Raw genomic sequence first — 22,746 nt, forward strand, 5'->3', positions numbered from 1 at the left:
CAGCTGTGACCGCACGGACCCCCGACTCTGCCCGGGACATTCCCGAGGCGACTGTCGCGCGGCTTCCCGTGTACCTGCGTGCCCTGACGGGCCTGGCCGAGGACGGCACGACGACCTGCTCGAGCGAGGAGCTCGCTGCGACCGCGGGAGTCAACAGCGCCAAGCTGCGCAAGGACCTCTCCTACCTCGGCAGCTACGGCACCCGCGGTGTGGGCTACGACGTGGAGTACCTCCGCTACCAGATCGCGCGCGAGATCGGCGTGACCCAGGACTGGCCCGTGGTCATCGTCGGCATCGGAAACCTCGGCCACGCGCTCGCCAACTACTCCGGCTTCCGCAGCCGCGGCTTCCGGGTCGTGGCGCTGCTCGACGCCGATCCCAGCCGGCACGACGAGGTCGTGGCGGGTCTCGACGTCCGCTCCTTCGAGGACCTCGAGTCCATCGTGGCTGAGCACGACGTCTCGATCGGCGTGATCGCGACTCCGGCGGTCGCCGCCCATGCGGTGGCCGAGCGGATGGTCGCCGCCGGCATCACCAGCATCCTCAACTTCGCGCCGACCGTCCTGTCGGTGCCCGACGGCGTCGACGTACGCAAGGTGGACCTGTCCATCGAGCTGCAGATCCTCGCCTACCACGAACAGCGCAAGGCGGTCTCGCCCGGATCGGAGGACGTGTCATGAGCGTGTTGGTGGTGGGGATCTCCCACAAGTCCGCGCCGGTCGAGCTCCTCGAGCGGCTCGCTCTCGACGCCGACGGCACCGTGAAGCTGATCGCCGAGGCGATGGCCGGTGAGCACGTCACCGAGGCCACCGCGATCGTCACCTGCAACCGGCTCGAGGTCTACGCCGAGGTCGACCGCTTCCACGGCAGCGTCGAGGACCTGTCCGGCCTCCTGGTCGCGCGGGCCGAGAAGACCACCGAGGCCCTGCTGCCGCATCTCTACGTCCACTACGACGAGGGCGCCGTCTCGCACCTCTTCCAGGTCGCGTCGGGACTGGACTCGATGGTCGTCGGCGAGGGCCAGATCCTCGGCCAGACCCGCGAGGCGCTGCGGATCGGCCAGGAGCACGGTACGGTCGGCCCTGCGCTCAACACGCTCTTCCAGCAGGCCCTGCGGGTCGGCAAGCGGGCCCACGCCGAGACCGACATCGACCGAGCCGCCCCCTCGCTGGTGAGCGCCGCGCTCGAGCGCAGCAGCGTCCCCGTCGCCGGCGCGACTGCGGTCGTCATCGGCGCCGGTGCGATGGCCTCGCTCGCGGTTGCCCACCTCGCCCGCGGTGGCGCCGCGAGCATCTCCGTGCTCAACCGCACCCCCACCAACGCCGAGCGGCTCGCCGCCGAGTACGCCGCCACGTCCGTGCCGTTGACGGCGCTCGCCGACCAGCTGGCCGGGGCCGACCTCGTCGTCTCCTGCACCGGCGCCCCCGAGCCCCAGGTGCGCCTGGCCGACGTCGTCACCGCCCGCGGCGGCAGCGACCGTCCGCTGACCGTCATCGACCTCGCCCTGCCCCACGACGTCGACCCGTCCGTCGCCGACCTCCCCGGCGTCGAGCTGATCAGCCTGGCCGTGCTCGCCGACGAGCTGCGCGATCTGGAGGCCGCTGCCGGCGTCGACGACGTACGCACCATCGTCGGCCAGGAGATCAGCGCCTTCCTCGCCGTACGCCGTCAGGCGAGCGTCACCCCGACGGTCGTGGCCCTGCGGTCGATGGCCACCACCGTGGTCGACGCGGAGATGGAGCGCCTCTCCGCGCGCCTGCCCGGCCTCGACGAGGCCACCCGTGCCGAGGTGCTCCACACCGTGCGCCGGGTCGCCGACAAGCTGCTCCACGAGCCCACCGTGCGGGTCAAGGAGCTCGCCGACGCCGAGCCTGCCGTCTCCTACACCGCCGCGCTGGCCGAGCTCTTCCGCCTCGACCCCGACGCCGTGGACGCGATGACGCGAGCGGAGGGACAACAGTGAGCACCCCCTCCTCCGTCCTGCGCCTGGGCACCCGTGCCTCGGCGCTCGCCACCACCCAGTCCGGTCTCGTCGCCGACCTGATCCGCGAGCGCCTCGGCCGCGAGGTCGAGCTGGTCGAGGTCTCGACCGAGGGCGACCGCAGCTCGGCTCCGCTGGCCTCCCTCGGCGGCACCGGGGTCTTCGTGAGCGCGCTCCGTGACGCGCTCCTGGACGGGCGCGTCGACGTGGCCGTCCACTCGCTCAAGGACCTGCCGACCACCCCCGCCGAGGGCATCACGCTCGCCGCGATCCCCCAGCGTGAGGACCCGCGTGACGTCGTGGTCGCCCGCGACGGGCTGACCCTCGGTGAGCTGCCGGTCGGCAGCCGCCTCGGCACCGGCTCCCCGCGCCGCGCGAGCCAGCTCGAGGCACTCGGCTTGGGCCTGGACATCCAGGACATCCGCGGGAACGTCGACACCCGGATCCGCAAGGTCCGTGACGGCGACGTCGACGCGGTCGTCCTGGCCCGCGCCGGACTGGCTCGCCTCGGCCGCCTCGACGAGGTGACCGAGGTCCTCGACCCGCTCCAGATGCTGCCCGCACCCGGCCAGGGCGCGCTCGCCGTCGAGTGCCGCTCCGGCGACACCGACCTGGTCGCAGCGCTGGCCCAGCTGGACGACGCGGCCACCCGCGCCGCGGTCACCGCCGAGCGGGCCGTCCTGTCCACCCTCGAGGCCGGCTGCTCGGCCCCGCTGGGTGCCCTGGCCGACGTCGTCGAGGGCGAGGACGGTGAGGAGCTGTGGCTGCGCGCCGTGGCCCTGTCGGCCGACGGCGGCCTGTCCGTACGCATGAGCACCACCGGCCCGGTCACTGAGGCCGAGTCACTCGGAACCCGCCTCGCGAGCTCGATGCTCGACGAGGGAGCAGCAGACCTGATGGAAGCACCAGTGAGGAAGCAGCACGCATGACGCGAGTACAGACCCCGCAGGCCAGCAGCACCTCGAACCAGGGGGCGACCCCCGGCTGGGTGTCGTTCGTCGGTAGTGGACCCGGTGACCCGGGTCTGCTGACGGTGCGTGCCGTCGAGCTCCTCCGGAGCGCCGAGGTCATCGTCACGGAGGCCCCCGAGCACGCCGCGCTCGTGCGCTCCGTGCTCGGCCTGGTCGAGGGCGAGGACGGCCCGGAGATCGTCGACGGCGGCTTCGGCGAGGACGGCCAGCCCCTGACGCACGCGGCCCGCGCGAAGGTCGTCGTACGCCACGGCAAGAAGCAGCGCGTCGTCCGGCTGATGACGGGCGACCCGTTCCTCTACGCCTCCGGGCCCGAGGAGGCGCAGGCCTGCGTGAAGGCGGGCGTCGGCTTCGACGTCGTGCCCGGCGTCTCGTCGGTGAGCGCGGTCCCGGCCTATGCAGGCATCCCGCTGACCACCAAGCGCCACAAGGAGATGACCGTCGTCACCTGTGGCGAGAAGGTCGACTGGAGCGCCTACGCCGACGACCGCACGCTCGTCCTGCTCTCCGGAGTGGGCACCATCGCCCAGACCGCCGAGGCCCTCATCGAGGCCGGCCGCTCGCCCGAGACGCCGGTCGCGATGACCCGCGTCGGCACGACGACCGAGCAGCAGACCCTCGTCTCCACCCTGGCCGACATCGCCGCCGACGTCCGCGCCGCGCGCATCGCGCCGCCGGCGATCACCGTGATCGGCGACGTCGTGGACCTGCGCCAGACCCTGTCGTGGTTCGAGACCAAGCCGCTGTTCGGCTGGCGTGTGCTGGTGCCCCGCACCAAGGAGCAGGCCGGCTCGCTGTCGCGCCGCCTGCGCGAGTACGGCGCGGTGCCCGAGGAGGTGCCGACCATCTCGGTCGAGCCCCCGCGCAACCCGCTCCAGATGGACAAGGCCGTCCGCGGCCTGGTCGAGGGTCGCTACGAGTGGATCGCCTTCACCTCGGTCAACGCCGTCAAGGCGGTCCGGGAGAAGTTCGAGGACTACGGCCTGGACGCGCGTGCCTTCTCCGGCCTGAAGATCGCCGCGGTCGGCGACAAGACCGCCGAGGCGATCTCCGCCTGGGGCCTGCGCGCCGACCTGGTCCCCTCGGGCGAGCAGTCCGCCGCCGGCCTGCTCGCCGAGTGGCCGCCGTACGACGAGCTGCTCGACCCGATCAACCGGGTCTTCCTGCCGCGCGCCGACATCGCCACCGAGAACCTCGTCGCCGGCCTGATCGACCTGGGCTGGGAGTGCGACGACGTGACGGCCTACCGCACCGTGCGGGCCACCCCGCCGCCGGCGCCGGTCCGCGACGCCATCAAGACCGGCAAGTTCGACGCGGTCGTCTTCACCTCGTCCTCGACCGTGCGCAACCTGGTCGGCATCGCGGGCAAGCCGCACCCGTCGACGATCATCGCGGTCATCGGCCCGGCCACCGCCAAGACCGCCGAGGAGCACGGCCTGCGGGTCGACGTCCTCGCCCCCACGCCGGACGTGGAGGTCCTGGTCGACGCCTTGGCCGACTTCGGAGGCACGCGGCGATTGGCGATGCTGGAGAACGGCGAGCCCGTGACCCGGCCCAGCGAACGCACCCCGTCGGGCCGCCGGAAGGCACGGGCCAAGTAGTCGTGACCGAGGAGCACCGGGAGCTGGACACGCCGCTCATCCGACCCCGACGGCTGCGCCGTACGCCTGCGCTGCGTCGGATGGTCGCGGAGACCTCTGTGATGCCCAGCTCCTTGGTGCTGCCGGTCTTCGTGCGTGAGGGCCTGGCCGAGCCGCGTCCGATCTCCTCGATGCCGGGCGTCGTGCAGCACTCGCGCGACTCCCTCAAGAAGGCCGTCTCGGAGGCAGCGGAGCTCGGGCTCGGCGGCGTGATGCTCTTCGGCATCCCCGAGACCAAGGACGCGACGGGGTCGGGCGGGATCGATCCCGGCGGCGTCCTCAACCTCGCGATCACCGACGTGGTCGCCGAGGTCGGCGACCAGCTCACGGTGATGTCGGACCTGTGCCTCGACGAGTTCACCGACCACGGCCACTGCGGCCTGCTCACCGCCGACGGCGATGTCGACAACGACCTGACGCTGGCGGCGTACGCCCAGATGGCGCTCGCGCAGGCCGCTGCCGGCGTGGACATGGTCGGCCCCAGCGGGATGATGGACGGTCAGGTCGCCGTGGTGCGCCAGGCGCTCGACGCGGGCGGCCACCACCACGTCTCGATCCTGGCCTACTCGGCGAAGTACGCCTCCGCCTTCTTCGGCCCCTTCCGGGAGGCCGTCGACTCCTCGCTCCAGGGCGACCGACGCACCTACCAGCAGGACCCCGCCAACGCCGTCGAGGGCGTGCGGGAGGTGCTGCTCGACGTGGCGCAGGGCGCCGACATCGTCATGGTCAAGCCGGCCCTCGCCTACCTCGACGTCATCCGCCGGGTGCGCGACGCCGTCGACGTGCCGGTGGCCGCCTACAACATCTCCGGCGAGTACGCGATGGTCGAGGCTGCCGCGGCCAACGGCTGGATCGACCGTGAGGCCGCGATCCTGGAGACCCTCACCTCGATCCGCCGTGCCGGCGCCGACGTGATCCTCACCTACTGGGCCTCCGAGGCCGCCCAGCTGCTGCGCCGCTGATCCGCCAGCGGGGGTCAGGCGCTCGTCAGGGCGAGAGCAGGGCGTTCGCGCAGTCGAGGAGCTCGTTGGTGTTGGGCGTGAGCGGGTTGTCGACGACGCCCTGGCTGGTGCACTGCGCCATGGCCTGGACCAGCGTCAGCGTCTCGGTGATCGTGGGGGTCGGCAGCGGGGGCAGCGTGGTCGTCACGCTGGGCGTCGTCGTCGGCACGACGGTCGTCGGATCCTTGGTCGGGTCCTTCGTCGGGGTCGCCGTCGGGGTGGGCGTCGGGGTGGGCGTCTGCGTCTGGACCGGAGTGGGCGTCGGCGTCGGGGTGGGGGTCGGCTTCGACGTCGGCGTGGTCTCGTCCTTGCCGCCCTTTCCGCCCTTGCCCCCGCCGATGCCCGTGCCGCCGTCGTCGCCGGAGCCGCCGCCCGAGACTGTGGTGTCGGGGAGGATCACGCCGGAGGTCAGCGTCGAGGTCGGGACGGCGCTGAAGTCGCCGTCCATGTAGGCCTGCATGATCTCCAGGACCAGGTCGACGTAGGCGTTGGAGTGGTTGTAGCGGTAGACCGAGGCGCGCTGACCGGGCTCGCTCGACAGGTCGTCCTCGCCCGAGCAGAGGTAGACGGCCGTCGCGAGGGCGGCGTCGTCGATGTCCTGCGGGTTGCGGGTGCCGTCGCTGTCGCCGTCCACGCCCACGACCGCCCAGGTCGAGGGGATGAACTGCATCGGGCCGACCGCGCGGTCGTGGCGGGTGTCGTTGTCGTACACCCCGGCGTCGGTGTCGTCGATGTCCTGGGTGTTGTTCTTGCCGTTGAGGGCGATGCCGTAGATGCCGGGACGGGCCACGCCCTGGTCGTCGAGGGTGTTGCCGGCGTGACGACCGTGGTCGGACTCCACGCGGCCGATCGCGGCGATCAGCTCCCAGGGGAGCTGGCAGCTCGCGTCGGCCTTGTTGATCACGGCCTCGGCGCGCTGGTAGGCGGCTAAGGCCGCCTGCGGGATGCTGCTGGCCGAGCCGGGGGTGAGTGCGGCCGCGCGGCTGACGGCCTCGTCACCGACGCTGGCCGGTGCCTCGATCGCGGAGGCGGGGAGCACGGTGCCGTCCGGGAGCGTCCCCGAGCCGTCCGCGTCGGCGCTGGCCGAGCCCACGCCCACTCCGGCGAGGCTCGCGGTCCACGCCGCGGACAGCACCGCGAGAGGGACGATCGCGGTCGCGCGGTGGAGTCGGCCGAATGTCGACATGGTGTGCATCTCCCCTGAGTCGTACTGGTGTCATGGTGCCCCCTCCGGGACTCACCTACACCTCAACGAGCGATTGTCACTCCAAGTTACGCTCCAGTCACTTGTGTGCCAAGGCACATCCTCGACGGATGGTGAGCACCGGCTGGGGGTCCCTTGCGTGTCTACGTGACAATGACCCGGTGAACCTTGCGACGACCCCCTCGACGACCACCGCCAGCGAGGCACTCTTCGAGCGAGCCCGAGCCGTGACTCCGGGGGGCGTCAACTCACCGGTCCGCGCGTTCACCGCGGTCGGCGGCACCCCCCGTTTCATCACCTCCGCGTCGGGGGCGTGGCTCACCGACGCCGACGGCAACGACTACGTCGACCTGATCTGCTCGTGGGGGCCGATGCTGCTCGGGCACGCCCACCCCGACGTCCAGGCCGCGGTGGCCGGCGCGGTGGCCCGCGGTACGTCGTACGGCACCCCCACCGAGCCGGAGGTCGAGCTCGCCGAGGAGATCGTCGCGCGCACACCGGTCGAGCTGGTCCGGTTCGTCTCGTCGGGCACGGAGGCGACCATGTCCGCGATCCGGCTTGCGCGCGGCGCGACCGGCCGCGACATCGTCGTGAAGTTCGCCGGTTGCTACCACGGCCACGTCGACCCGCTGCTGGCCCAGGCCGGCTCGGGTGTCGCGACCCTCGCCGTCCCGGGCACCAGCGGCGTCCCCGTCTCTTCGACGGCCGACACCTTGGTCCTTCCCTACAACGACCGTGAGGCCGTCCTGGCCGCGTTCGAGAGCGACGGCCCGCGGATCGCCTGCCTGATCACCGAGGCGGTGCCCGGCAACATGGGCGTCGTCCCGCCCGCGCCCGGTTTCAACGCGTTCCTGGCCGAGACCTGCCGCGCCCACGGGGCGCTGTTCATCAGCGACGAGGTGATGACCGGCTTCCGCGCGACCGCGCAGGGCGGCTGGGGCCTCGACGGCGCGATCGAGGGCTGGACGCCGGACCTGATGACCTTCGGCAAGGTGATGGGTGGCGGGTTCCCCGCCGCGGCCTTCGGCGGGCGCGCCGACCTCATGGCCCACCTGGCGCCCGAGGGATCGGTCTACCAGGCCGGCACCCTGTCCGGGAACCCGGTGGCCACCACCGCCGGCCTGGCCACGCTCCGCCTCGCGACGCCGGAGGTCTACGAGCACCTCGACGCCACCGCGCACACGATCCGCACCGCGGTCTCCGAGACCCTCGAGGCGGCGTCCGTGCCGCACACCGTGCAGACCGCGGGCACCATGTTCTCGGTGTTCTTCCGCGAGGAGTCCGTGCGCGACTTCGCCGAGGCCAGCCAGCAGGACACCGCCGCCTACGCCGCGTTCTTCCACTCGATGCTCGACCACGGGGTCTACCTGCCCCCGTCGGCGTATGAGGCGTGGTTCGTGTCCGCGGCCCACGACGACCGGGCCATCTCGACGATCATCGACGCACTTCCCGCGGCCGCCCTCGCGGCCGCCACGGCAGGAGGTCTCTGAATGGGTGTCCAGACCACGGTCCACCTGCTGCGGCACGGTGAGGTCCACAACCCCGAGGGCGTGCTCTACGGCCGCCGCGACGGGTTCCATCTCTCCGACCTCGGCAACGCGATGGCACAGCGGATCGCGGAGTCGGTCGGCGACCGCGACATCGTGCACATGCGTACGTCACCGCTCGAGCGTGCCCGGGAGACCGGAGCGCCGCTGGCGTCGGTGCGCGGCCTCACGCCGGTCGTCGACCCGCGGGTGATCGAGTCCTCCAACGTCTTCGAGGGGATCAGCTTCGGCGACGGCGCGATGACGATCGTCAAGCGCCCGCACCTCTGGCGCCACCTCTACAACCCCTTCAAGCCCTCGTGGGGCGAGCCCTACGAAGAGATCGCCGGGCGGATGGTCGCCGCGATCCACGACGCCCGCGACGCGGCGAGGGGACACGAGGCAGTGGTCGTCTCCCACCAGCTGCCGATCTGGACGACCCGGCTCTTCCTCGAGCGGCGCAGCTACATCCACCACCCCAAGAACCGCCAGTGCACGCTGTGCTCGCTGACCAGCGTCGTCTTCGACGACGACCGCATGGTGCAGGTGCGCTACTCCGAGCCGGCCGGCGACCTGATCCCGGTGGGCGACCGCTCAGCCCCGTTCTCGGCCGGCGGCGCCCCGCAGGAGGAGCGGCCCTGAAGCTCCTCCGCTCGTTCGTCGCCCCCGTCGTCGGGCTGGTCTGCCTGCTCGTCGTGACGGGCTGCTCGGGCCTGTCCGGCACCGGCGACAAGGGCTACATCTCCGGCACGGGCGTGCCGGTGGAGGTGTCCCCGACGGCGCGCGAGGCCGCCGTGCAGCTCAGTGGTGTCGACCTCGAGGGCAACGAGGTGGACCTGGCCGACCTGCGCGGCAAGCCGGTCGTGGTCAACGTGTGGGCTTCGTGGTGCCCGCCGTGCCGGGTGGAGCAGCCCGACCTCAACGCGGCCCACGAGGAGCTGGGTGACCAGGTGACCTTCCTTGGGCTCAACATCCGTGACGCCTCGAGCGACAACGCGCTGGCCTACGTCCGCAACTTCGACGTCCCCTACTCCTCGGTCTACTCCGCCGACGGCGCCGCCCTCCTGCCCTTCGCGGGGACCCTGACCCCCAAGTCCATCCCGAGCACCGTCGTCCTCGACGCCGACGGGCGGATCGCTGCCTCCGTCAACGGCCGGGTGCCGACCACCCAGACCCTCGTCTCCCTCGTGGAGAAGGTCCTCGATGAGTGAGTGGTTCCAGGACACCGCCCTGTCGGGCTCGCTGATCCTCGCGCTGCCGGTCGCCCTGCTGGCCGGTCTCATCTCGTTCTTCAGCCCGTGCGTCATCCCTCTCCTGCCGGGCTACCTGTCCTACGCCACCGGTCTCTCGGGTGCCGACCTCGACGACGCCCGGCGCAGCCGGCTCGTCACCGGCGCCGTGCTCTTCGTGCTCGGCTTCTCGGTCGTCTTCATGCTCCTCGGCAGCCTCACCGGTGCCGCCGGGGCCTGGCTGTTCACCCACACCCGCCAGCTCAACGTGCTGCTCGGGGTCCTGACGATCCTGCTGGGCATCGCCTTCATGGGCGGGATCGGGTTCCTCCAGCGCGACTGGCGGATCCACCGGGTGCCCGCGGTCGGCCTCGCGGCCGCGCCGCTGCTGGGCTTCCTGTTCGGCGTGGGCTGGACGCCGTGCGTGGGCCCGACCCTGGCCGCGATCAACGTGCTCTCGGTCAACGAGGCCACGGCCGCGCGTGGCGCGGTGCTGTCAGGCGTCTTCGCGCTCGGCCTGGGGCTCCCGTTCATCGCCGCAGCCCTCGCCTACCGCCGGATGATCCGCGCCTTCGCGGTGATCCGTCGCCACCAGGTCCTCATCATGCGGCTCGGCGGCGCGATGATGATCGTGGTGGGGATCCTCCTGGTCACCGGATGGTGGGACCGGATCGTGCAGTGGCTCCAGCTCCAGGTCGTCGAGGGATTCACGGTGCCGCTGTGACCGATCCCCTGAGCCGGCCGTCCGACGACCGGCAGGCCACCGCCCTGCCCATCGACCTCAATGCCCGCGAGCTCGGCCGCTGGATGTGGCGCCAGCTCACCTCGATGCGCACGGCGCTCGTGCTCCTGCTGCTGCTCGCCCTCGCCGCGATCCCGGGCTCGGTGTTCCCGCAGGAGGACATCGACTCGCTGGCGGTCTCGCAGTGGCGCGACGACCACCCTCGCCTGGCTCCGATCTGGGACCGGCTGGACCTGTTCGCGGTCTACGGCTCGCCGTGGTTCGCCGCCATCTACATCCTGCTGATGATCTCCCTGGTCGGGTGCATCATCCCGCGGCTGTTCGTCTACGCCCGCGCGCTGCGGGCCCGGCCCCCGCGGGCGCCCCGCCACCTCTCGCGGCTGCCCGAGCACACGTCGTACGCCACCGACGAGGACCCCGACGTCGTCCTCGCCCGGGCGGCGTCGGTGATCCGGCGTCGCCGCTTCCGCGTCGACTGGACGGCGGGGCAGTCCGACGCGGTCGCGGCCGAGCGCGGCCACCTCCGCGAGGCCGGCAACCTGCTCTTCCACCTGGCCGTGATCGTCGTCCTGGTCGGGGTCGCCATCGGCAGCCTGTTCGGCTACAAGGGCGGCGTCATCATGCTGAACGGCAAGGAACACGGCTTCACCAACAAGCTTCCCCTCTACGACGACTTCGCCCCGGGCAGTCTTTTCGACCCCGCCGTGATGGAGCCGTTCTCCTTCAGCATCACCGACTTCGACGTCGAGTGGATGACCGAGGGTCGGCGGGCCGGCCAGGCGCGCAAGTTCGTCGCCCACCTCGACTACGAGACCGAGCCGGGTGCGGAGACGAAGCAGTACGACCTCCGCGTCAACCACCCGCTCTCCATCGGTGGGACCGACGTCTTCCTGATCGGCCACGGCTACGCACCCGTCATCACGATCCGCGACGGCGAGGGCAACATCGCACAGACGGGTCCGAGCGTCTTCCTGCCGACCAACGCGCAGACCTTCGAGTCCTTCGGCGTGGTCAAGGCGCCCGACGCGCAGCCCACCCAGATCGGGCTCGAAGGCACCTTCTACCCGACCTTCGCGATGAGCAAGGACGCCGACGGCAACCTCAGCCTGCCGTCCTCCGCGTTCGGCAACGCGATCGACCCCCTGGTCTCGCTGCAGGTCTACACCGGTGACGTCGGCCTCGACGACGGCACAAGCGCGTCGGTCTACGTCCTCGACAAGAGCAGGGCGACCCAGCTGACCAAGGCCAACGGCCAGCCGTTCCGGATGGACCTGCGCCCCGGCGACACCGTCACCCTCCCCGACGGCTTGGGCAGCGTCACGTTCGAGGGCCTCGAGCGCTGGAACAAGATCCAGATCAGCCGCACCCCTGGCAAGCTCATCGCGCTGACAGGAGTCGTCCTCGCCCTGCTCGGACTGCTCGGGTCGCTGTTCGTGCGGCCGCGTCGGCTCTGGGTGCGCGCCCGGCGGCAGGACGACGGCACCACGCTGGTCGAGGTGGCCAGGCTGGACCGTTCCTCGGGAGGCGACCCGGAGACGGGCCGTGACGAGCTTGCTGAGATCGTGGCAGCACTGAGAGAGGCCACGAGAGAGGACCGAGAGGTACGAGCGTGAGCGACGCACAATGGGAGACCCTCAGCAACCAGGGCGTGGCGGCCGCTGGGGTCGTCTACTTCCTGGCCCTGCTGGCGTACGCCGTGCAGTGGGCGGCGCTGCGTGACGTTCCGGTCGGGCAGCCGGTGGCCGCCGGCGGCGGCGGGGTCGCCGTCGACGTACCCGACGAGCGGGTCGCGGAGCGCACCGAGATGGCGGGGCGCCTCGGCGTCCTCCTCACCGGCATCGGCGCGCTGGCCCACTTCCTCGCCCTGGTCGGACGCGGGATGGCCGCGGACCCCAACCGGGTGCCGTGGGGCAACATGTACGAGTTCACCCTCAGCGGCACCTTCGTGGTCGTCGCCCTGTTCCTCGCGACCACCGGCCGCTGGCGGCTGTCGTGGCTGGGGCCGATCGTCGTCGGGTTCGTCCTGTGCGTGCTGCTCGCCGACGTGCTGTGGCTCTACGAGCCTGTGGCCCCGCTCACCGAGGCGCTGGAGTCCTACTGGCTGGTGATCCACGTGGTCGCGGCGGTCATCGCCACCGGGGCGTTCACGCTCGGTGCCATCACGTCGATCCTCTACCTGCTCAAGGCCCGCTCCACGAAGGACAAGGGCTACCTCGCCCGCCTGCCCGAGCTGGCGACGCTGGACCGGATCTCCTACCGCATGCACGCCTTCGGGTTCCCGGTGTGGACCTTCGGCGTGCTGATCACGGGTCCGATCTGGGCGCACCAGGCCTGGTCGTCCTACTGGAACTGGGACCCCAAGGAGGTGTGGGCGTTCATCACGTGGGTGGTCTACGCCGCCTACCTCCACGCCCGCGCGACGGCGGGGTGGCGCGGCCGCAACGCCGCGCTGCTGGCACTGGTCGGCGCCGCGACGCTGTGGTTCAACTTCATCGGCATCAACTTCTTCAGCACGACGAGCCAGCACTCGTACGCCGGGGGCGCAGCCGGGACCCGGTCAGTCGTCGTCGGGCTTGCGTGGCCGGTCGAGACCGCGCAGGAAGTCGGGGTCGTCGTCGGGTCCGATCACGCGCGGACGTGACGCCTCGCCCCTGTCGAGGCGCCGCAGCGCCAGCCTGACGAGCACCCACACGACGACCGCGATGGCGGCGACGACGAGCAGGACCTTCAGCATTCCTCCAATGTAGTCGCGCAAGCCTAGGCTTGGTCCCGTGAAGGAGTTCGTGGTCTACACCGCTCTGCGGATCGTGCTGTTCATGGCGTCGTTCGGCGTCGTCGCCGGCGTGATGGCGCTGGTCTTCGACGGCCGGTTCAACCTGTTCTGGGCCGTGATCCTGGCCTTCCTCATCTCCGGGATCGCGTCCTACTACATCCTCGACCGGCAGCGTGAGGCCTTCGCCCGACGCGTCGAGAGCCGCGCCGCCAAGGCCTCGGCAGCCTTCGAGGAGCGCAAGGCGCGCGAGGACCAGGACTGAGCCTCCGCGGCGTCGGGACTAGAAACCCGTGAGGCTGTAGGGCGGGTCGCTGAGGTCGGCCATCGCCGCGAACCGGCGTACGGCGTCATCGGTGCCGTCGATCCGCCCGGCGCGTCGCAGCTGCTGCACGCCGACATCGGAGAGGTAGAGCGAGCCGAGCGTCTCGGCCGTGACCCGTACGTCGGGCTCCTCCTCGGTCCGCGACACCGCGGCCACACCGTCGCCGGCCTCGACCGCGTAGCGCCCGGCCGCGTGGCCGTGCGGGTCGTCGACCTCGAGGACGATCGTGCCGTCCGCAGCCCACGGGCGTGCCGCGAGGGCACGCGGGACGTCGAGGATGCGGAGCCAGAGGAACTCCTCGATCTCGGTGGTCTTGACCCGGTTGAGGTCCGTGAGCGCCCACGTGATCGGGTCATCGGGGTGGGCCAGGTTGAAGGTCACGGTCTTGACGCGGTCCATGCCGGCGAGGAAGGACCACAGGCCGAGCTGGGCAGCGGGGGACAGGGCGACCATCTCGTCGACCTTGACCGTGTCCTTCTCCCCGTGCTTGAAGAGCGTGAATCCGTCGACCTGACCGCCGTCGTCGAGGTGGACGGCGGCGCGGAGCTTGCGGTTGCCGCCGCCGCCGGTGAAGTCGTACGTGCCCGTGTGCATGTCCTGGTAGGGCGAGGGCCACTCCACCGAGCCGCGCTGCCTCGCATGGAAGACGTCGAAGACGCCCTTCACGTGCGGCCACGCGTCCAGCGGCTCGATGAGCTCCACGCGGCCCGGGTCGACGAACGAGCGGAACGCGAAGCCGGGTGAGGTGTCCACCTCGATGCCGCGGCGGAACGTGGCCGGACCGAAACCCCAGCGACCGTAGATCGTGGCCTCGGACGCGGTGAGCGCGGCGATCGGTACGCCCTGGGCCACGGCGTCGGACAGGTCGTCCTCGATCAGCCGGCGGAGCAGGCCTCGGCGGCGGTGGCTGGCACTGGTGGTCACGTCCGTGATCATCCGCAGTGGCACCAGCTCGCGGCCCGCGTTCAGGGTCTTGTCGAAGCTGGCGTACGTCGCCACAGGGATCGGGCCGGCGCCGAACTCGCCGGCCGGCAGCCAGGCGCCGCGTACGACCACGCGGTCGGTGCGGTAGTGGTTGACCCACCGGGTGACGAGCTCGTCCTCGGGGCGGTCCTCGCGGAAGCCCCGCAGCACGCCGTCGATCCAGCCGCGCCGCAGTGCGGTCGCCTCGTCGGACTCGTCGAAGAAGTCGAGGATGGCGAAGTCGTAGTCCACCCACCCACGCTAGTGAGCGCTCCCGCCAGGGGCCACGGGTTTTCGGCTCTGCCGAGCTCGAGCAGAGGGGATCAGCGGAGGACGAGCAGCGGAGCGGCGACGAGGACCGACCACATCAGCTCGGCAGCGCCGGTGGCGGCGAGCACCGGGATGAGGGCGGGCCCGGCAGCGCCGGCGAGGACCGCCTTCGTCGGGGCGCCGGCACGGGCCAGGAAGCCCAGGCCGAGCAGGGCCCACCAGGTGGTGGCAGCGCCGATCGCCACCACGGCGGCGGCCGACACGAGGACGAGGAAGGCGTAGAGGTAGCGGGTGCGCTCGTCACCCAGCCGCACCGCGAGGGTGTGCTTGCCGGCCACCGTGTCGGTGGGGATGTCGCGCAGGTTGTTGGCGACGAGGATGGCGCAGGCCAGGGCGCCGACGCCGACCCCGGCGTAGAGGGCTGGCCATTCCCAGGTCTCGGTCTGGACGTACGTCGTGCCGACGACCGCGACGAGCCCGAAGAAGACGAACACCATGACCTCGCCGAGCCCGAGGTAGCCGTAGGGCTTGTCGCCACCGGTGTAGAACCAGGCCGCCACGACACAGGCCAGCCCGACCGCCACCAGCCACCATGCGGTGGTGGCGGCAAGCACCAGTCCGGCCACGGCGGCGACACCGAAGGCGGCGAACGCTGCGGTCTTCACGGCCCGCGGCGTGGCCGTGCCGGAGCCGACCAGCCGCATCGGGCCGACCCGGTCGGCGTCGGTGCCGCGGATGCCGTCGGAGTAGTCGTTGGCGTAGTTGACGCCGACCTGCAGGGCGAGGCTCACGACGAGGGCGAGCAGGGCCTTCCACCACACGGCCTGGTCGACGTACGCCGCCACCCCGGTGCCGGCCAGAACGGGGGCGACGGCGGCGGGAAGGGTGCGCGGCCGGGCGCCGGCGAGCCAGTCAGCGGATGAGGTCACCGGTGGATTCTGGCAGCCCGTCGAGCGGCGACTCGCCGCCGGGCTCGGCGGGCTGGTCGACGGTCGGCGGCCCGACCGGGGCGTCCGCGTCGTCGGCGGCGTGCGCGGCCGCGTCGGCCAGCACGTCGGCCGGGACGTTGCGCTCGAGGAAGCGGCGGGCCATCGCCGTCGACGGGTGGATGGCGATCGCCGCGAAGGTGATGAGGCCGGCGATGACGAGCCAGCCGTAGGTGCTCCAGGTCATCGCCAGGAAGGTGAAGGCCGCGGGCGCCCCGACATGGCCGAGGGTGCTGCTGAGCTCGGCTGCGCCCTGGTACTCACCGCGACGGCGGGGGTCCATGAGCTCGGCCTCGAAGGTCCAGCTCGCGGCCGAGAGGTAGAGCTCCGCGCCGGTCAGCGTGACGTGGCCGAGGAAGAACAGCAGGATCGTCCACAGGCCGACGGTGTGGTGGGTCGAGAGCGTGATCACGCACGAGATGATGAAGAAGACCGTCGAGATCCGGATCGCCCGCAGCGCCGTGGTGACGTCCTTGATCCCGCGGGCCGCTGCCATCGGCAGGACGATGCACATCACGGTGTTGGTGCCGAAGAGCAGCGACAGGATCACCCACGGCGCGTCGGTCTTGTCCACCAGCCACAGCGGGATGACGACGTTGAGGATCACCTGGTTGGTCCAGAGCATCCCGCTGAAGAAGCTCGTGGCGAGCCAGCCGACGTTGCGCATCGGGCCGGGCCCGGGGACCTTGACCTTCCGCTCCTCCGCGGTCCGCATGTCGTGCTTGGCGTCGGGCAGCCGGGTGATGTTGAAGCTGTTGAACAGGAAGACGACGGATGTGAAGAGCGGCATCGCCATCAGGAGCGTCAAGGACTCGGGGCCCAAGGCGATGATGCCGAGCAACGAGCCGAGGGTGAAGCCGACGTTGAGCGCGGAGTACATGTAGGCGCGGGAGTTCACGCGCTCCTGCGGCGGCAGCACGTCGATCGTGTAGGCCCCGTGGGCGACTCCCCCGAGGGCGCCGATCACCTCCATCACGATCGCCATCGCGAGGTAGCCCTGGAAGCTTTCGATGAACGGCCAGACCGCGAACATCGCGCCCTGCCCGGCCGAGCTGATCGCCCAGCAACGCTTGGCCCCGAGGCGGTCGACGATGCGACCCATCGGGTAGGCCGCGATGAAGGAGGCGACGCCCGCGATCGTCAGACCCAGGCCCACTTGGACGACCGACAGCCCGACCACCTGGGTGAAGAACACCGCCGAGCCCGCCATGAACGTGCCCTCGCCGAGAGCGAAGAGCAGTGACTGGGTCGCCAACCTCCCCGCCAGTGGGGAGGGAGGCGTGGCCTGCTTCTTGAGGGTCGACACGATGCTCATCGCCGTCCATTGTGGGCCCTGGGTCCGACACCCGTCGCGCCAATTACGGACCGCGCGGTCGGACCGTGCGGTCGGATCGGATGGCCATGTCGAGAAGGCGCTGCCAGCTCCGTCCCGGGATCGACAGCACCCACGACACGGAGGATCGACCCATGACCCACATTCGACGCTTCGACCACGTCGGCATCACCGTCGCCGACCTCGACGCCGCCATCGACTTCTTCGTCGCCCTGGGCCTCGAGGTGGAGGGTCGTACGTTCCTCGAGGGCGAGTTCGTCGAGACCGTCTGCGGCATCCCCGGCGCCCGCACCGAGATCGCCATGCTCAAGGCCCCGGACGGGGGCGCCACGGTGGAGCTGGGCAGGTTCCGCCGCCCCGACCACCTGCCAGGTTCGCCCGCCGCGCCGTCCAACGAGCTGGGCCTGCGCAACGTCTCCTTCCAGGTCGTCGACATCGAGGGCGCCGTGGCGCTCGCAGCCGAGCGTGGCTACGGCCTGGTCGGTGGCATCGGCAGCTACGAGGACCAGTGGAAGATGGCGTACGTCCGGGGCCCCGAGGGGATCATCGTGTCGCTGGCGGAGCAGATCGGCTGAGCGTCCCCTCGTTCTTGTTGGTTGAGGAGGTCGCGCAGGCGCGCTCTCGCTGGTTGAGGAGGTCGCGCAGCGACCGTCACGAAACCCCTCTCCTGGGTCCGTCGTCCTGTTCGAGAACACTTCTCCACAGGAGCATTGGCGCAGGTCAGAGTGTCGGTGGGCTCTGGGAGGATGGACGCATGTCCACCACCACCCCGGCTCCCAGCGCACTCGCCGTGCTGGACCGTGCTCGGGCGGCGATGACCGCTCGGCGGCGGGCGGAGGTCGAGGTGCTGGAGGCTGCGTTGGTGTGGGCGCACGCCCACGTCCCGGCTGGTGAGGACGACGCCGCGGGCTGGAGGTCGGACATCATCCACACGCCTGGGTCGGCGGCGGCGTTGTTCGGGGAGCGGGCCACCCCGATCGCGGGTGACGGGACGCCGGCGGTGGCGGAGTTCGCGGTGACGGAGCTCGCCGCGGTCCTCGACATCTCGCACGAGGCGACGCTGTCCCTGGTCGGCGACGTGCTCGACCTGGCCCACCGCCTGCCACGCACCTGGGCCTTGGTCAAGGAGCTGCGGGTCCCGGTCCACCTCGGGCGGGAGGCCGCCCGGCAGTCCCGCGACCTGGACGTGGACGCAGCAGCGCATGCGGACCGGCTGCTGTCGTGGCGGCCACGGCGGCTGAACCCGCACCGGGTGGGGGTGCTGGTCCACGAGGCCCGCCTGTACGCCGACCCGGACCGGGCCATCGCGGACCACGATCAGGCGTTGGCGTCGCGTCGGGTGGAGGTGCACCACGAGGAAGGTGCGCCCGGCTCGTCGGAGGTGTTCATGACCCTCGACACCGCGGATGCGGCCGCGTTCGACTCGACGGTGTCCACGATGGCCGCCACCATGCGCGCCCTGGGTCATCCCGGGGACCTCGGCGTCTGCCGGGCGCACGCGGTGGGGGTGCTCGCGGACCCGCAGCAGGCCCTCGACCTGCTGGCCGCTGCCGACATCGCCGACCCCGACCGACCCCTCGACCCGGACCACGACCCCGCGGTCTGTTTCGCCGAGGACGCCGCCTACGCCACCCCCACCCCCTTCCGCGGCAGTAATGGTGCCGGTGAGGCGGTCGTCGTCTTCCACGTCACCGACCGCGACCTCCTCGACCCCGACGGCAGCGGGTTGCTGCGTCGGGACGGGGTGGCCCGCTCCCCGAGGCTCGGCCCGGTGCTCACCAGCCGGTTGCACTCGTGGCTGCTGACCGCCGGCACGGTGACCATCAAGCCCGTCCTCGACATCCAGGCGATGCCCGCGGTGGACCAGCACGACCCGCCGGCCCGGATGGCCGAGGCCGTCCGGCTCCGCGACGAGACCTGTGTCTACCCCCGCTGCGGCCGCCGAGCGGAGGTCTGCGACCTCGACCACATCGACGAATACATCCCCCTCGACCAGGGCGGCCCACCCGGCCAGACGCATCCCGACAACCTCGCCCCGCTGTGCCGGCGGCACCACCGCGCCAAGACCTTCGCCCACTTCAGCTACCGACGCCTGGCGGATGGGTCGTACGAGTGGACCCTGCCCACCGGCACCCAGGTCACCACCGACCCGAACATGCCGCGCCCCGCACCACCACCCAGACGTCGACGAACCTGACCGCCCCAAAGCCCGACACCACCAAGGTGATCGGGCCACAGGCACGCCGCTGGACGTGATGGGCAGCTCCAGCCTCCGTCACGGGCCGCTTCCGGCGACAGCGGTCCGCCGCTGGCCTCTCGCTTGCTCCTCGCGAACACCGTGACGACGCCTGTCCATCGACATCAAACGCCGTGCCACGATGGACCGGCACGAGCCTCCAACCGGACGGCAGAGGCCGTCCGGCTCCGCTACGAGACCTGTGTCTATCCCGCTGCGGGCGACGCTCCGAGGTCTGCGACCTCGACCACATCGACGAAACATCCCGATGGACCAGGGCGGCCCGCCCGGCCAGACCCACCCCGACGACCTCGGTAGTGGCTAATACAGCCCCTAGACATGCCATGAAGGGACGCCGTGTTCCCGCGCGCTGCTTTAGGCTCCTCCTAAAGGGGGAGTCGATGACTGTTCAAGACTCGAATGAGCCGCTCACGGGCGTGGTGGTAGATGAGGGCCAAGGGCCTTCCAACGAATCGGTTTACGTCTGCAGGGTCGCGATCGCCGCAATCCGGTTACCCGAGGAGACATCGCCGATGTTCGTGGGGGCGGAGGCCCGAACGTTGTCGGCAGAGGTTGAGAAGAAGTTGCGGGAGGCACTGTCGGCGGACACTCGGGTGTCCGAGGTTTACCCCGCCCAAGACGCATTCGACGTGGACAACGCGCGAACGCGGACCCTGTACGAGTTCGATCCCGAAGCGGAGAACCTGCTCGACTCCCTCGGCTCCTTCCAGGGACTGACTCTCAACTCCACGATCCTCTTCCGCGTTCGGATTCCTGAGAAGAACCAGCCAAAGTACCGGAGCATGGACGACGTGCCTGCTGACGAGTATCTGGTTGCGTGGAACGGCTTGGCGCTAGCAGTTCAGTGGGATCAGTCGAGCCCGCGCGCGACGGGGTCGGGAGGTCATGTCGTGCTGGAGATCTTGGAGAGCGTTGGCGAGTCTGCTGGCTACCCGGTAGTGGTCCTGGTCTGCTCGCCTGGGTGCCTGCACCGCTTCGTACATGCGGACTTCGTGACGTTCGAGTTGCTCGAAGATCCCCCAGACCACTTTCACGTCGCGGGAGAAACGCCCGTCGGCAGCACCGTCGTGACTCCGTACTCGCGCGAAGCCGATGATCAACGCAACTTGCTCCGGACCTTTTCCCGCGTCGCCTCGCCTCTGCTCAATTTCGCCGAGGCAAAGGCGAGTTCCGATGTCATCCATTACTTGGCGGATAGTGCGAAGCGCGACTCTGCGGCAATGCTGTCCAACTCCTATGAGTGGGCCGCTCGCCGGCGCTTGCCAGACGTTCGAGGATGGATCTCTGATCTATGGGCCATGCGTGGTTCGCGTCGCGAAACACGACAACTCATCGCTGGAATTTGGCTTGCGCTCGCCGTGATTGACTCGCATCTGGGCCCCTTCCAACGAATCCACGCACACTTTCTTGAAGTCCTGCAGTCTCGGGGTCTCGCCGAGGTCCAAGACTTCCTAGACGCAGGAGAGGAGTCGATCAGTTCGATGAACCTCACCGGGGTCCGCGCTTCACTGCAGGAGACCTCAAGTCGACTTGAGGGCCGACTTCTGGTCGCGGCCACATTCGCTGGGGCCGTTGCGGCGATGGGAGGCGCGGCCATTGCCGCGCTCTTGACTTGAATTAACAACGAGACTCGGTTGGTCTGAGGGGTTGTCGCCAGCCGGGGCGGGTGGGGTGCTCCCGGGTCGCGCGCGGCCCAGTCAGACGTGGCACCGCCACGCTGACCAACGATCCGCCGCCGGCGCCTACTGCCGCTCGCCCTCCTCCTCCTCGCCCCCACCCCGTCCCTCAGCCATCCGCCGCGTGTCCCTGGCAATGCGGTCCGCCCGGCGACGCTCGAACAGCAGGATGGCGACGACGACCCCGGCCATCACGAGGATGGTCACGACGAGCCTGAACGCGTCCATGCCCCCACCATGGCACGCAGGTTCTGTGCGTGGGCGCCGACGCCGAGCCTCAGGCCCCCGGCACCACCCGGAGATCCCGGTCGGCTCCGTCGCCGAGGGCGCGGAGGGCCTCCTGGTAGCCCTCGCTATCGTGTGCTGCGACCGCGGCCCCCACCGACTCGAACTCGATGACCACGGTGCGGGTCGACTCGCCCTTCTCGAAGGTGACTGCCGGGTTCCCGCGCGCGAGGAATCGGCCACCGGCACCGCGCAGGGCCGGCCCGGCGAGCTCGGCGTACGCCGCCACCTTGTCGGCGTCGTGCACGGTCTTGTAGACGCAGATCCAGTACGCACTCTGGCGCCGACACTACGACGTGCGCCAGCCGTCAGACCGGCGAGCCGTGCCCTGCGAGATAGCGCTCCGCGCCGCGCGCGGCCGGAGCCATCGTGAGGGTCGAGACCACCACGATCGCCGCGATCGCGAGCCAGCCGATCGAGCCGTGCTCCATCGCGAGGTAGGTGTACAGCGCGGGCGCCCACACGGAGCCGAGCGTGCCGCCGATGTGGGCTGCGCCTTGGTACTCCGCACGCTGGTCGGCATCGGTCAGCTCGGACATGAAGCCCCAGTGGCCGGCGGACTGGAAGAGCTCGGCGCCGGTGACGGTGACGTGGCCGAGCCACACCAGGAAGATCGTCAGCCAGCCCATCGTGTCGTGCGTGACCAGCACGATCGCGCAGGAGAGGACGAAGAAGCCGGCCGAGATGTACGACGCGCGCAGCGAGCGCGCGACCGAGTCGACCCCTCGCGCGGCGGCGACCTGCAGCAGCACCGCCATCACGGTGTTGGTGCCGAACAGCCAAGCCAGCAGCACCCGCGGTGCGTCGGTCTCCTCGACCAGCCAGAGGGGGATCACGATGTTGAGCAGCACCTGGTTGGTGCCGAGCACCCCGTCGCCGGTCATCAGCGCGAGGAAGGCGCGGTTCTTCAGCGCAGCGGGCTTGATCACCGCGTCGTCGGTGTGGGCGGGCTTGTGCTTCGCGGCCGGGTCCGGCAGCCGGGTGATCCAGTAGGTGTTCGCCAGCAGGATCAGGCCCGTCAGGATCGGCACGCTCCGCACGACGGCGTCACTGTTGGTGGCCAGCGCGAGGCCGCCGATCAACGCGCCGACGGTGAACCCGATGTTGAGCGCCGCCCGCATGAACGCCTGGGACTGGACGCGCTCCTCCCGGGTGAAGATGTCGATCGTGTAGGCGCCTCGACCGCTCCACCCGGCCTGGCTGACCACCTCGAGCACGACCATCATCGCGAGGTATGCCACGAACCCGTGGATGAACGGCCACACGAGGTAGAGCAGCGCGGTGAGGAAGGCGCTGATCGCCCAGATGCGCTTGGTGCCCACCCGGTCCGCCAGCTTGCCGGCCGGCACGGCGAAGAAGAACGACACCAGCCCGGCGACGGTCAGGCCGATGCCGACCTGGGCCGCGGAGAGGCCGACGATCTGCGTGAAGAAGACGGCCGACCCGGTGATGAACGTGCCCTCGCCGACCGCGAAGAGGATCGACTGGACCGACAGCGACCGGGCCAGGGGGCTCGGCGGCAGCTGACGCTGCCACCACGACTGCGGAGTCTTCTCCGTGGTTGTCTCCGTCCGTTCCATCGCGCCC

Annotated in this window: 23 protein-coding genes; 15 read left to right on the forward strand and 8 right to left on the reverse strand. The window is 70.7% G+C overall.

Annotation, left to right across the window (positions count from 1 at the left end; all coding sequences use genetic code 11):
* Positions 1-5: 5 nt before the first annotated feature.
* The 5 genes from J3P44_RS23150 to hemB are packed head-to-tail and all read left to right on the forward strand — an operon-like array spanning position 6 to position 5,554.
* The gene (locus J3P44_RS23150; protein ID WP_255892868.1) at positions 6-680 is read left to right on the forward strand and encodes a redox-sensing transcriptional repressor Rex; all 675 of its coding nucleotides are present in this window, start codon (positions 6-8) and stop codon (positions 678-680) included.
* Positions 677-1,963 carry a glutamyl-tRNA reductase gene (locus J3P44_RS23155; RefSeq protein WP_255892869.1) on the forward strand — a complete coding sequence of 429 codons (1,287 nt, stop codon included), beginning with the start codon at positions 677-679 and terminating at the stop codon, positions 1,961-1,963. Before J3P44_RS23150 ends, J3P44_RS23155 begins: the two co-directional genes overlap by 4 nt.
* Positions 1,960-2,910: a hydroxymethylbilane synthase gene (hemC, locus tag J3P44_RS23160; RefSeq protein ID WP_255892870.1), complete on the forward strand. Its 951-nt coding sequence runs from the start codon at positions 1,960-1,962 to the stop codon at positions 2,908-2,910. Before J3P44_RS23155 ends, hemC begins: the two co-directional genes overlap by 4 nt.
* Positions 2,907-4,553, forward strand: a complete 1,647-nt coding sequence (locus J3P44_RS23165) for a bifunctional uroporphyrinogen-III C-methyltransferase/uroporphyrinogen-III synthase (protein ID WP_255892871.1) — start codon at positions 2,907-2,909, stop codon at positions 4,551-4,553. Before hemC ends, J3P44_RS23165 begins: the two co-directional genes overlap by 4 nt.
* A gap of 2 nt (positions 4,554-4,555) precedes the next feature.
* The gene (gene hemB, locus J3P44_RS23170) at positions 4,556-5,554 is read left to right on the forward strand and encodes a porphobilinogen synthase (protein ID WP_255892872.1); all 999 of its coding nucleotides are present in this window, start codon (positions 4,556-4,558) and stop codon (positions 5,552-5,554) included.
* Between the two features lie 25 nt (positions 5,555-5,579).
* Here the strand turns inward: hemB and J3P44_RS25275 are convergent, their stop codons facing one another.
* Complete coding sequence (locus tag J3P44_RS25275; RefSeq protein ID WP_305122834.1) at positions 5,580-6,779, reverse strand: lytic transglycosylase domain-containing protein; 1,200 nt, start codon at positions 6,777-6,779, stop codon at positions 5,580-5,582.
* Positions 6,780-6,958: 179 nt separating this feature from the next.
* Between J3P44_RS25275 and hemL the strand changes: the two genes are divergently transcribed.
* Genes hemL through ccsB form a run of 6 tightly spaced genes read left to right on the forward strand, consistent with a single transcriptional unit; the run spans position 6,959 to position 12,935 of the window.
* Positions 6,959-8,287 (forward strand): glutamate-1-semialdehyde 2,1-aminomutase, encoded by a 1,329-nt coding sequence (hemL, locus tag J3P44_RS23180; protein ID WP_255892873.1) that lies wholly within the window; start codon positions 6,959-6,961, stop codon positions 8,285-8,287.
* The gene (locus J3P44_RS23185) at positions 8,288-8,965 is read left to right on the forward strand and encodes a histidine phosphatase family protein (protein ID WP_255892874.1); all 678 of its coding nucleotides are present in this window, start codon (positions 8,288-8,290) and stop codon (positions 8,963-8,965) included.
* Positions 8,966-9,018: 53 nt separating this feature from the next.
* The gene (locus J3P44_RS23190; protein WP_255892875.1) at positions 9,019-9,534 is read left to right on the forward strand and encodes a TlpA family protein disulfide reductase; all 516 of its coding nucleotides are present in this window, start codon (positions 9,019-9,021) and stop codon (positions 9,532-9,534) included.
* Positions 9,527-10,276, forward strand: coding sequence for a cytochrome c biogenesis CcdA family protein (locus J3P44_RS23195; protein WP_255892876.1), 750 nt, complete (start codon positions 9,527-9,529; stop codon positions 10,274-10,276). Before J3P44_RS23190 ends, J3P44_RS23195 begins: the two co-directional genes overlap by 8 nt.
* Complete coding sequence (gene resB, locus J3P44_RS23200; RefSeq protein WP_255892877.1) at positions 10,273-11,907, forward strand: cytochrome c biogenesis protein ResB; 1,635 nt, start codon at positions 10,273-10,275, stop codon at positions 11,905-11,907. The genes J3P44_RS23195 and resB overlap by 4 nt, the downstream gene beginning before the upstream one ends.
* Positions 11,904-12,935 (forward strand): c-type cytochrome biogenesis protein CcsB, encoded by a 1,032-nt coding sequence (ccsB, locus tag J3P44_RS23205; RefSeq protein WP_255892878.1) that lies wholly within the window; start codon positions 11,904-11,906, stop codon positions 12,933-12,935. The genes resB and ccsB overlap by 4 nt, the downstream gene beginning before the upstream one ends.
* On the opposite strand, the gene J3P44_RS23210 is transcribed toward ccsB, so the two are convergent.
* Positions 12,852-13,028 carry a hypothetical protein gene (locus J3P44_RS23210; protein ID WP_255892879.1) on the reverse strand — a complete coding sequence of 59 codons (177 nt, stop codon included), beginning with the start codon at positions 13,026-13,028 and terminating at the stop codon, positions 12,852-12,854. The two genes, ccsB and J3P44_RS23210, sit on opposite strands and share 84 nt — an antisense overlap.
* Positions 13,029-13,065: 37 nt before the next feature.
* Here J3P44_RS23210 and J3P44_RS23215 point away from each other — a divergent pair, with 37 nt between their 5' ends.
* Entirely contained in the window at positions 13,066-13,329 is a 264-nt protein-coding gene (locus J3P44_RS23215; RefSeq protein ID WP_255892880.1) for a DUF4229 domain-containing protein, read from the forward strand.
* An 18-nt stretch (positions 13,330-13,347) separates the two neighbouring features.
* Here the strand turns inward: J3P44_RS23215 and J3P44_RS23220 are convergent, their stop codons facing one another.
* The 3 genes from J3P44_RS23220 to J3P44_RS23230 form a co-directional block, all read right to left on the reverse strand.
* Positions 13,348-14,604 carry a GNAT family N-acetyltransferase gene (locus J3P44_RS23220; RefSeq protein WP_255892881.1) on the reverse strand — a complete coding sequence of 419 codons (1,257 nt, stop codon included), beginning with the start codon at positions 14,602-14,604 and terminating at the stop codon, positions 13,348-13,350.
* Positions 14,605-14,675: 71 nt separating this feature from the next.
* Positions 14,676-15,551 (reverse strand): 1,4-dihydroxy-2-naphthoate polyprenyltransferase, encoded by an 876-nt coding sequence (locus J3P44_RS23225; RefSeq protein WP_255892882.1) that lies wholly within the window; start codon positions 15,549-15,551, stop codon positions 14,676-14,678.
* Complete coding sequence (locus J3P44_RS23230) at positions 15,535-16,923, reverse strand: MFS transporter (protein WP_255892883.1); 1,389 nt, start codon at positions 16,921-16,923, stop codon at positions 15,535-15,537. Before J3P44_RS23230 ends, J3P44_RS23225 begins: the two co-directional genes overlap by 17 nt.
* Before the next feature lie 152 nt (positions 16,924-17,075).
* Here J3P44_RS23230 and J3P44_RS23235 point away from each other — a divergent pair, with 152 nt between their 5' ends.
* The 3 genes from J3P44_RS23235 (at position 17,076) to J3P44_RS23245 (ending at position 20,814) form a co-directional block, all read left to right on the forward strand.
* Positions 17,076-17,516, forward strand: a complete 441-nt coding sequence (locus J3P44_RS23235; protein WP_255892884.1) for a VOC family protein — start codon at positions 17,076-17,078, stop codon at positions 17,514-17,516.
* Positions 17,517-17,695: 179 nt separating this feature from the next.
* Positions 17,696-19,138, forward strand: coding sequence for an HNH endonuclease signature motif containing protein (locus J3P44_RS23240; protein ID WP_255892885.1), 1,443 nt, complete (start codon positions 17,696-17,698; stop codon positions 19,136-19,138).
* Positions 19,139-19,578: 440 nt separating this feature from the next.
* Entirely contained in the window at positions 19,579-20,814 is a 1,236-nt protein-coding gene (locus J3P44_RS23245) for a hypothetical protein (RefSeq protein WP_255892886.1), read from the forward strand.
* A 126-nt stretch (positions 20,815-20,940) separates the two neighbouring features.
* Here the strand turns inward: J3P44_RS23245 and J3P44_RS23250 are convergent, their stop codons facing one another.
* The 3 genes from J3P44_RS23250 to J3P44_RS23260 all read right to left on the reverse strand — a co-directional run bounded on the left by J3P44_RS23250 (position 20,941) and on the right by J3P44_RS23260 (position 22,739).
* Positions 20,941-21,102 (reverse strand): hypothetical protein, encoded by a 162-nt coding sequence (locus J3P44_RS23250; protein ID WP_255892887.1) that lies wholly within the window; start codon positions 21,100-21,102, stop codon positions 20,941-20,943.
* A gap of 49 nt (positions 21,103-21,151) precedes the next feature.
* Positions 21,152-21,406, reverse strand: coding sequence for a DUF1330 domain-containing protein (locus tag J3P44_RS23255; protein ID WP_372496693.1), 255 nt, complete (start codon positions 21,404-21,406; stop codon positions 21,152-21,154).
* A 61-nt stretch (positions 21,407-21,467) separates the two neighbouring features.
* Complete coding sequence (locus J3P44_RS23260) at positions 21,468-22,739, reverse strand: MFS transporter (RefSeq protein ID WP_255892888.1); 1,272 nt, start codon at positions 22,737-22,739, stop codon at positions 21,468-21,470.
* Positions 22,740-22,746 lie beyond the last annotated feature (7 nt).

The sequence above is a fragment of the Nocardioides astragali genome (assembly GCF_024436375.1).
Taxonomy (GTDB): Bacteria; Actinomycetota; Actinomycetes; order Propionibacteriales; family Nocardioidaceae; genus Nocardioides; species Nocardioides astragali.

What these genes read in the sequence shown, in the direction of transcription:
- J3P44_RS23155 (WP_255892869.1), top strand. Translation starts at nt 677, where the DNA reads ATGAGCGTGTTGGTGGTGGGGATCTCCCACAAGTCCGCGCCGGTCGAG.
- J3P44_RS23165 (WP_255892871.1), top strand. Translation starts at nt 2,907, where the DNA reads ATGACGCGAGTACAGACCCCGCAGGCCAGCAGCACCTCGAACCAGGGG.
- J3P44_RS25275 (WP_305122834.1), bottom strand. Translation starts at nt 6,779, where the DNA reads ATGTCGACATTCGGCCGACTCCACCGCGCGACCGCGATCGTCCCTCTC.
- J3P44_RS23185 (WP_255892874.1), top strand. Translation starts at nt 8,288, where the DNA reads ATGGGTGTCCAGACCACGGTCCACCTGCTGCGGCACGGTGAGGTCCAC.
- J3P44_RS23195 (WP_255892876.1), top strand. Translation starts at nt 9,527, where the DNA reads ATGAGTGAGTGGTTCCAGGACACCGCCCTGTCGGGCTCGCTGATCCTC.
- J3P44_RS23210 (WP_255892879.1), bottom strand. Translation starts at nt 13,028, where the DNA reads ATGCTGAAGGTCCTGCTCGTCGTCGCCGCCATCGCGGTCGTCGTGTGG.
- J3P44_RS23230 (WP_255892883.1), bottom strand. Translation starts at nt 16,923, where the DNA reads ATGAGCATCGTGTCGACCCTCAAGAAGCAGGCCACGCCTCCCTCCCCA.
- J3P44_RS23235 (WP_255892884.1), top strand. Translation starts at nt 17,076, where the DNA reads ATGACCCACATTCGACGCTTCGACCACGTCGGCATCACCGTCGCCGAC.
- J3P44_RS23240 (WP_255892885.1), top strand. Translation starts at nt 17,696, where the DNA reads ATGTCCACCACCACCCCGGCTCCCAGCGCACTCGCCGTGCTGGACCGT.
- J3P44_RS23245 (WP_255892886.1), top strand. Translation starts at nt 19,579, where the DNA reads ATGACTGTTCAAGACTCGAATGAGCCGCTCACGGGCGTGGTGGTAGAT.
- J3P44_RS23250 (WP_255892887.1), bottom strand. Translation starts at nt 21,102, where the DNA reads ATGGACGCGTTCAGGCTCGTCGTGACCATCCTCGTGATGGCCGGGGTC.
- J3P44_RS23260 (WP_255892888.1), bottom strand. Translation starts at nt 22,739, where the DNA reads ATGGAACGGACGGAGACAACCACGGAGAAGACTCCGCAGTCGTGGTGG.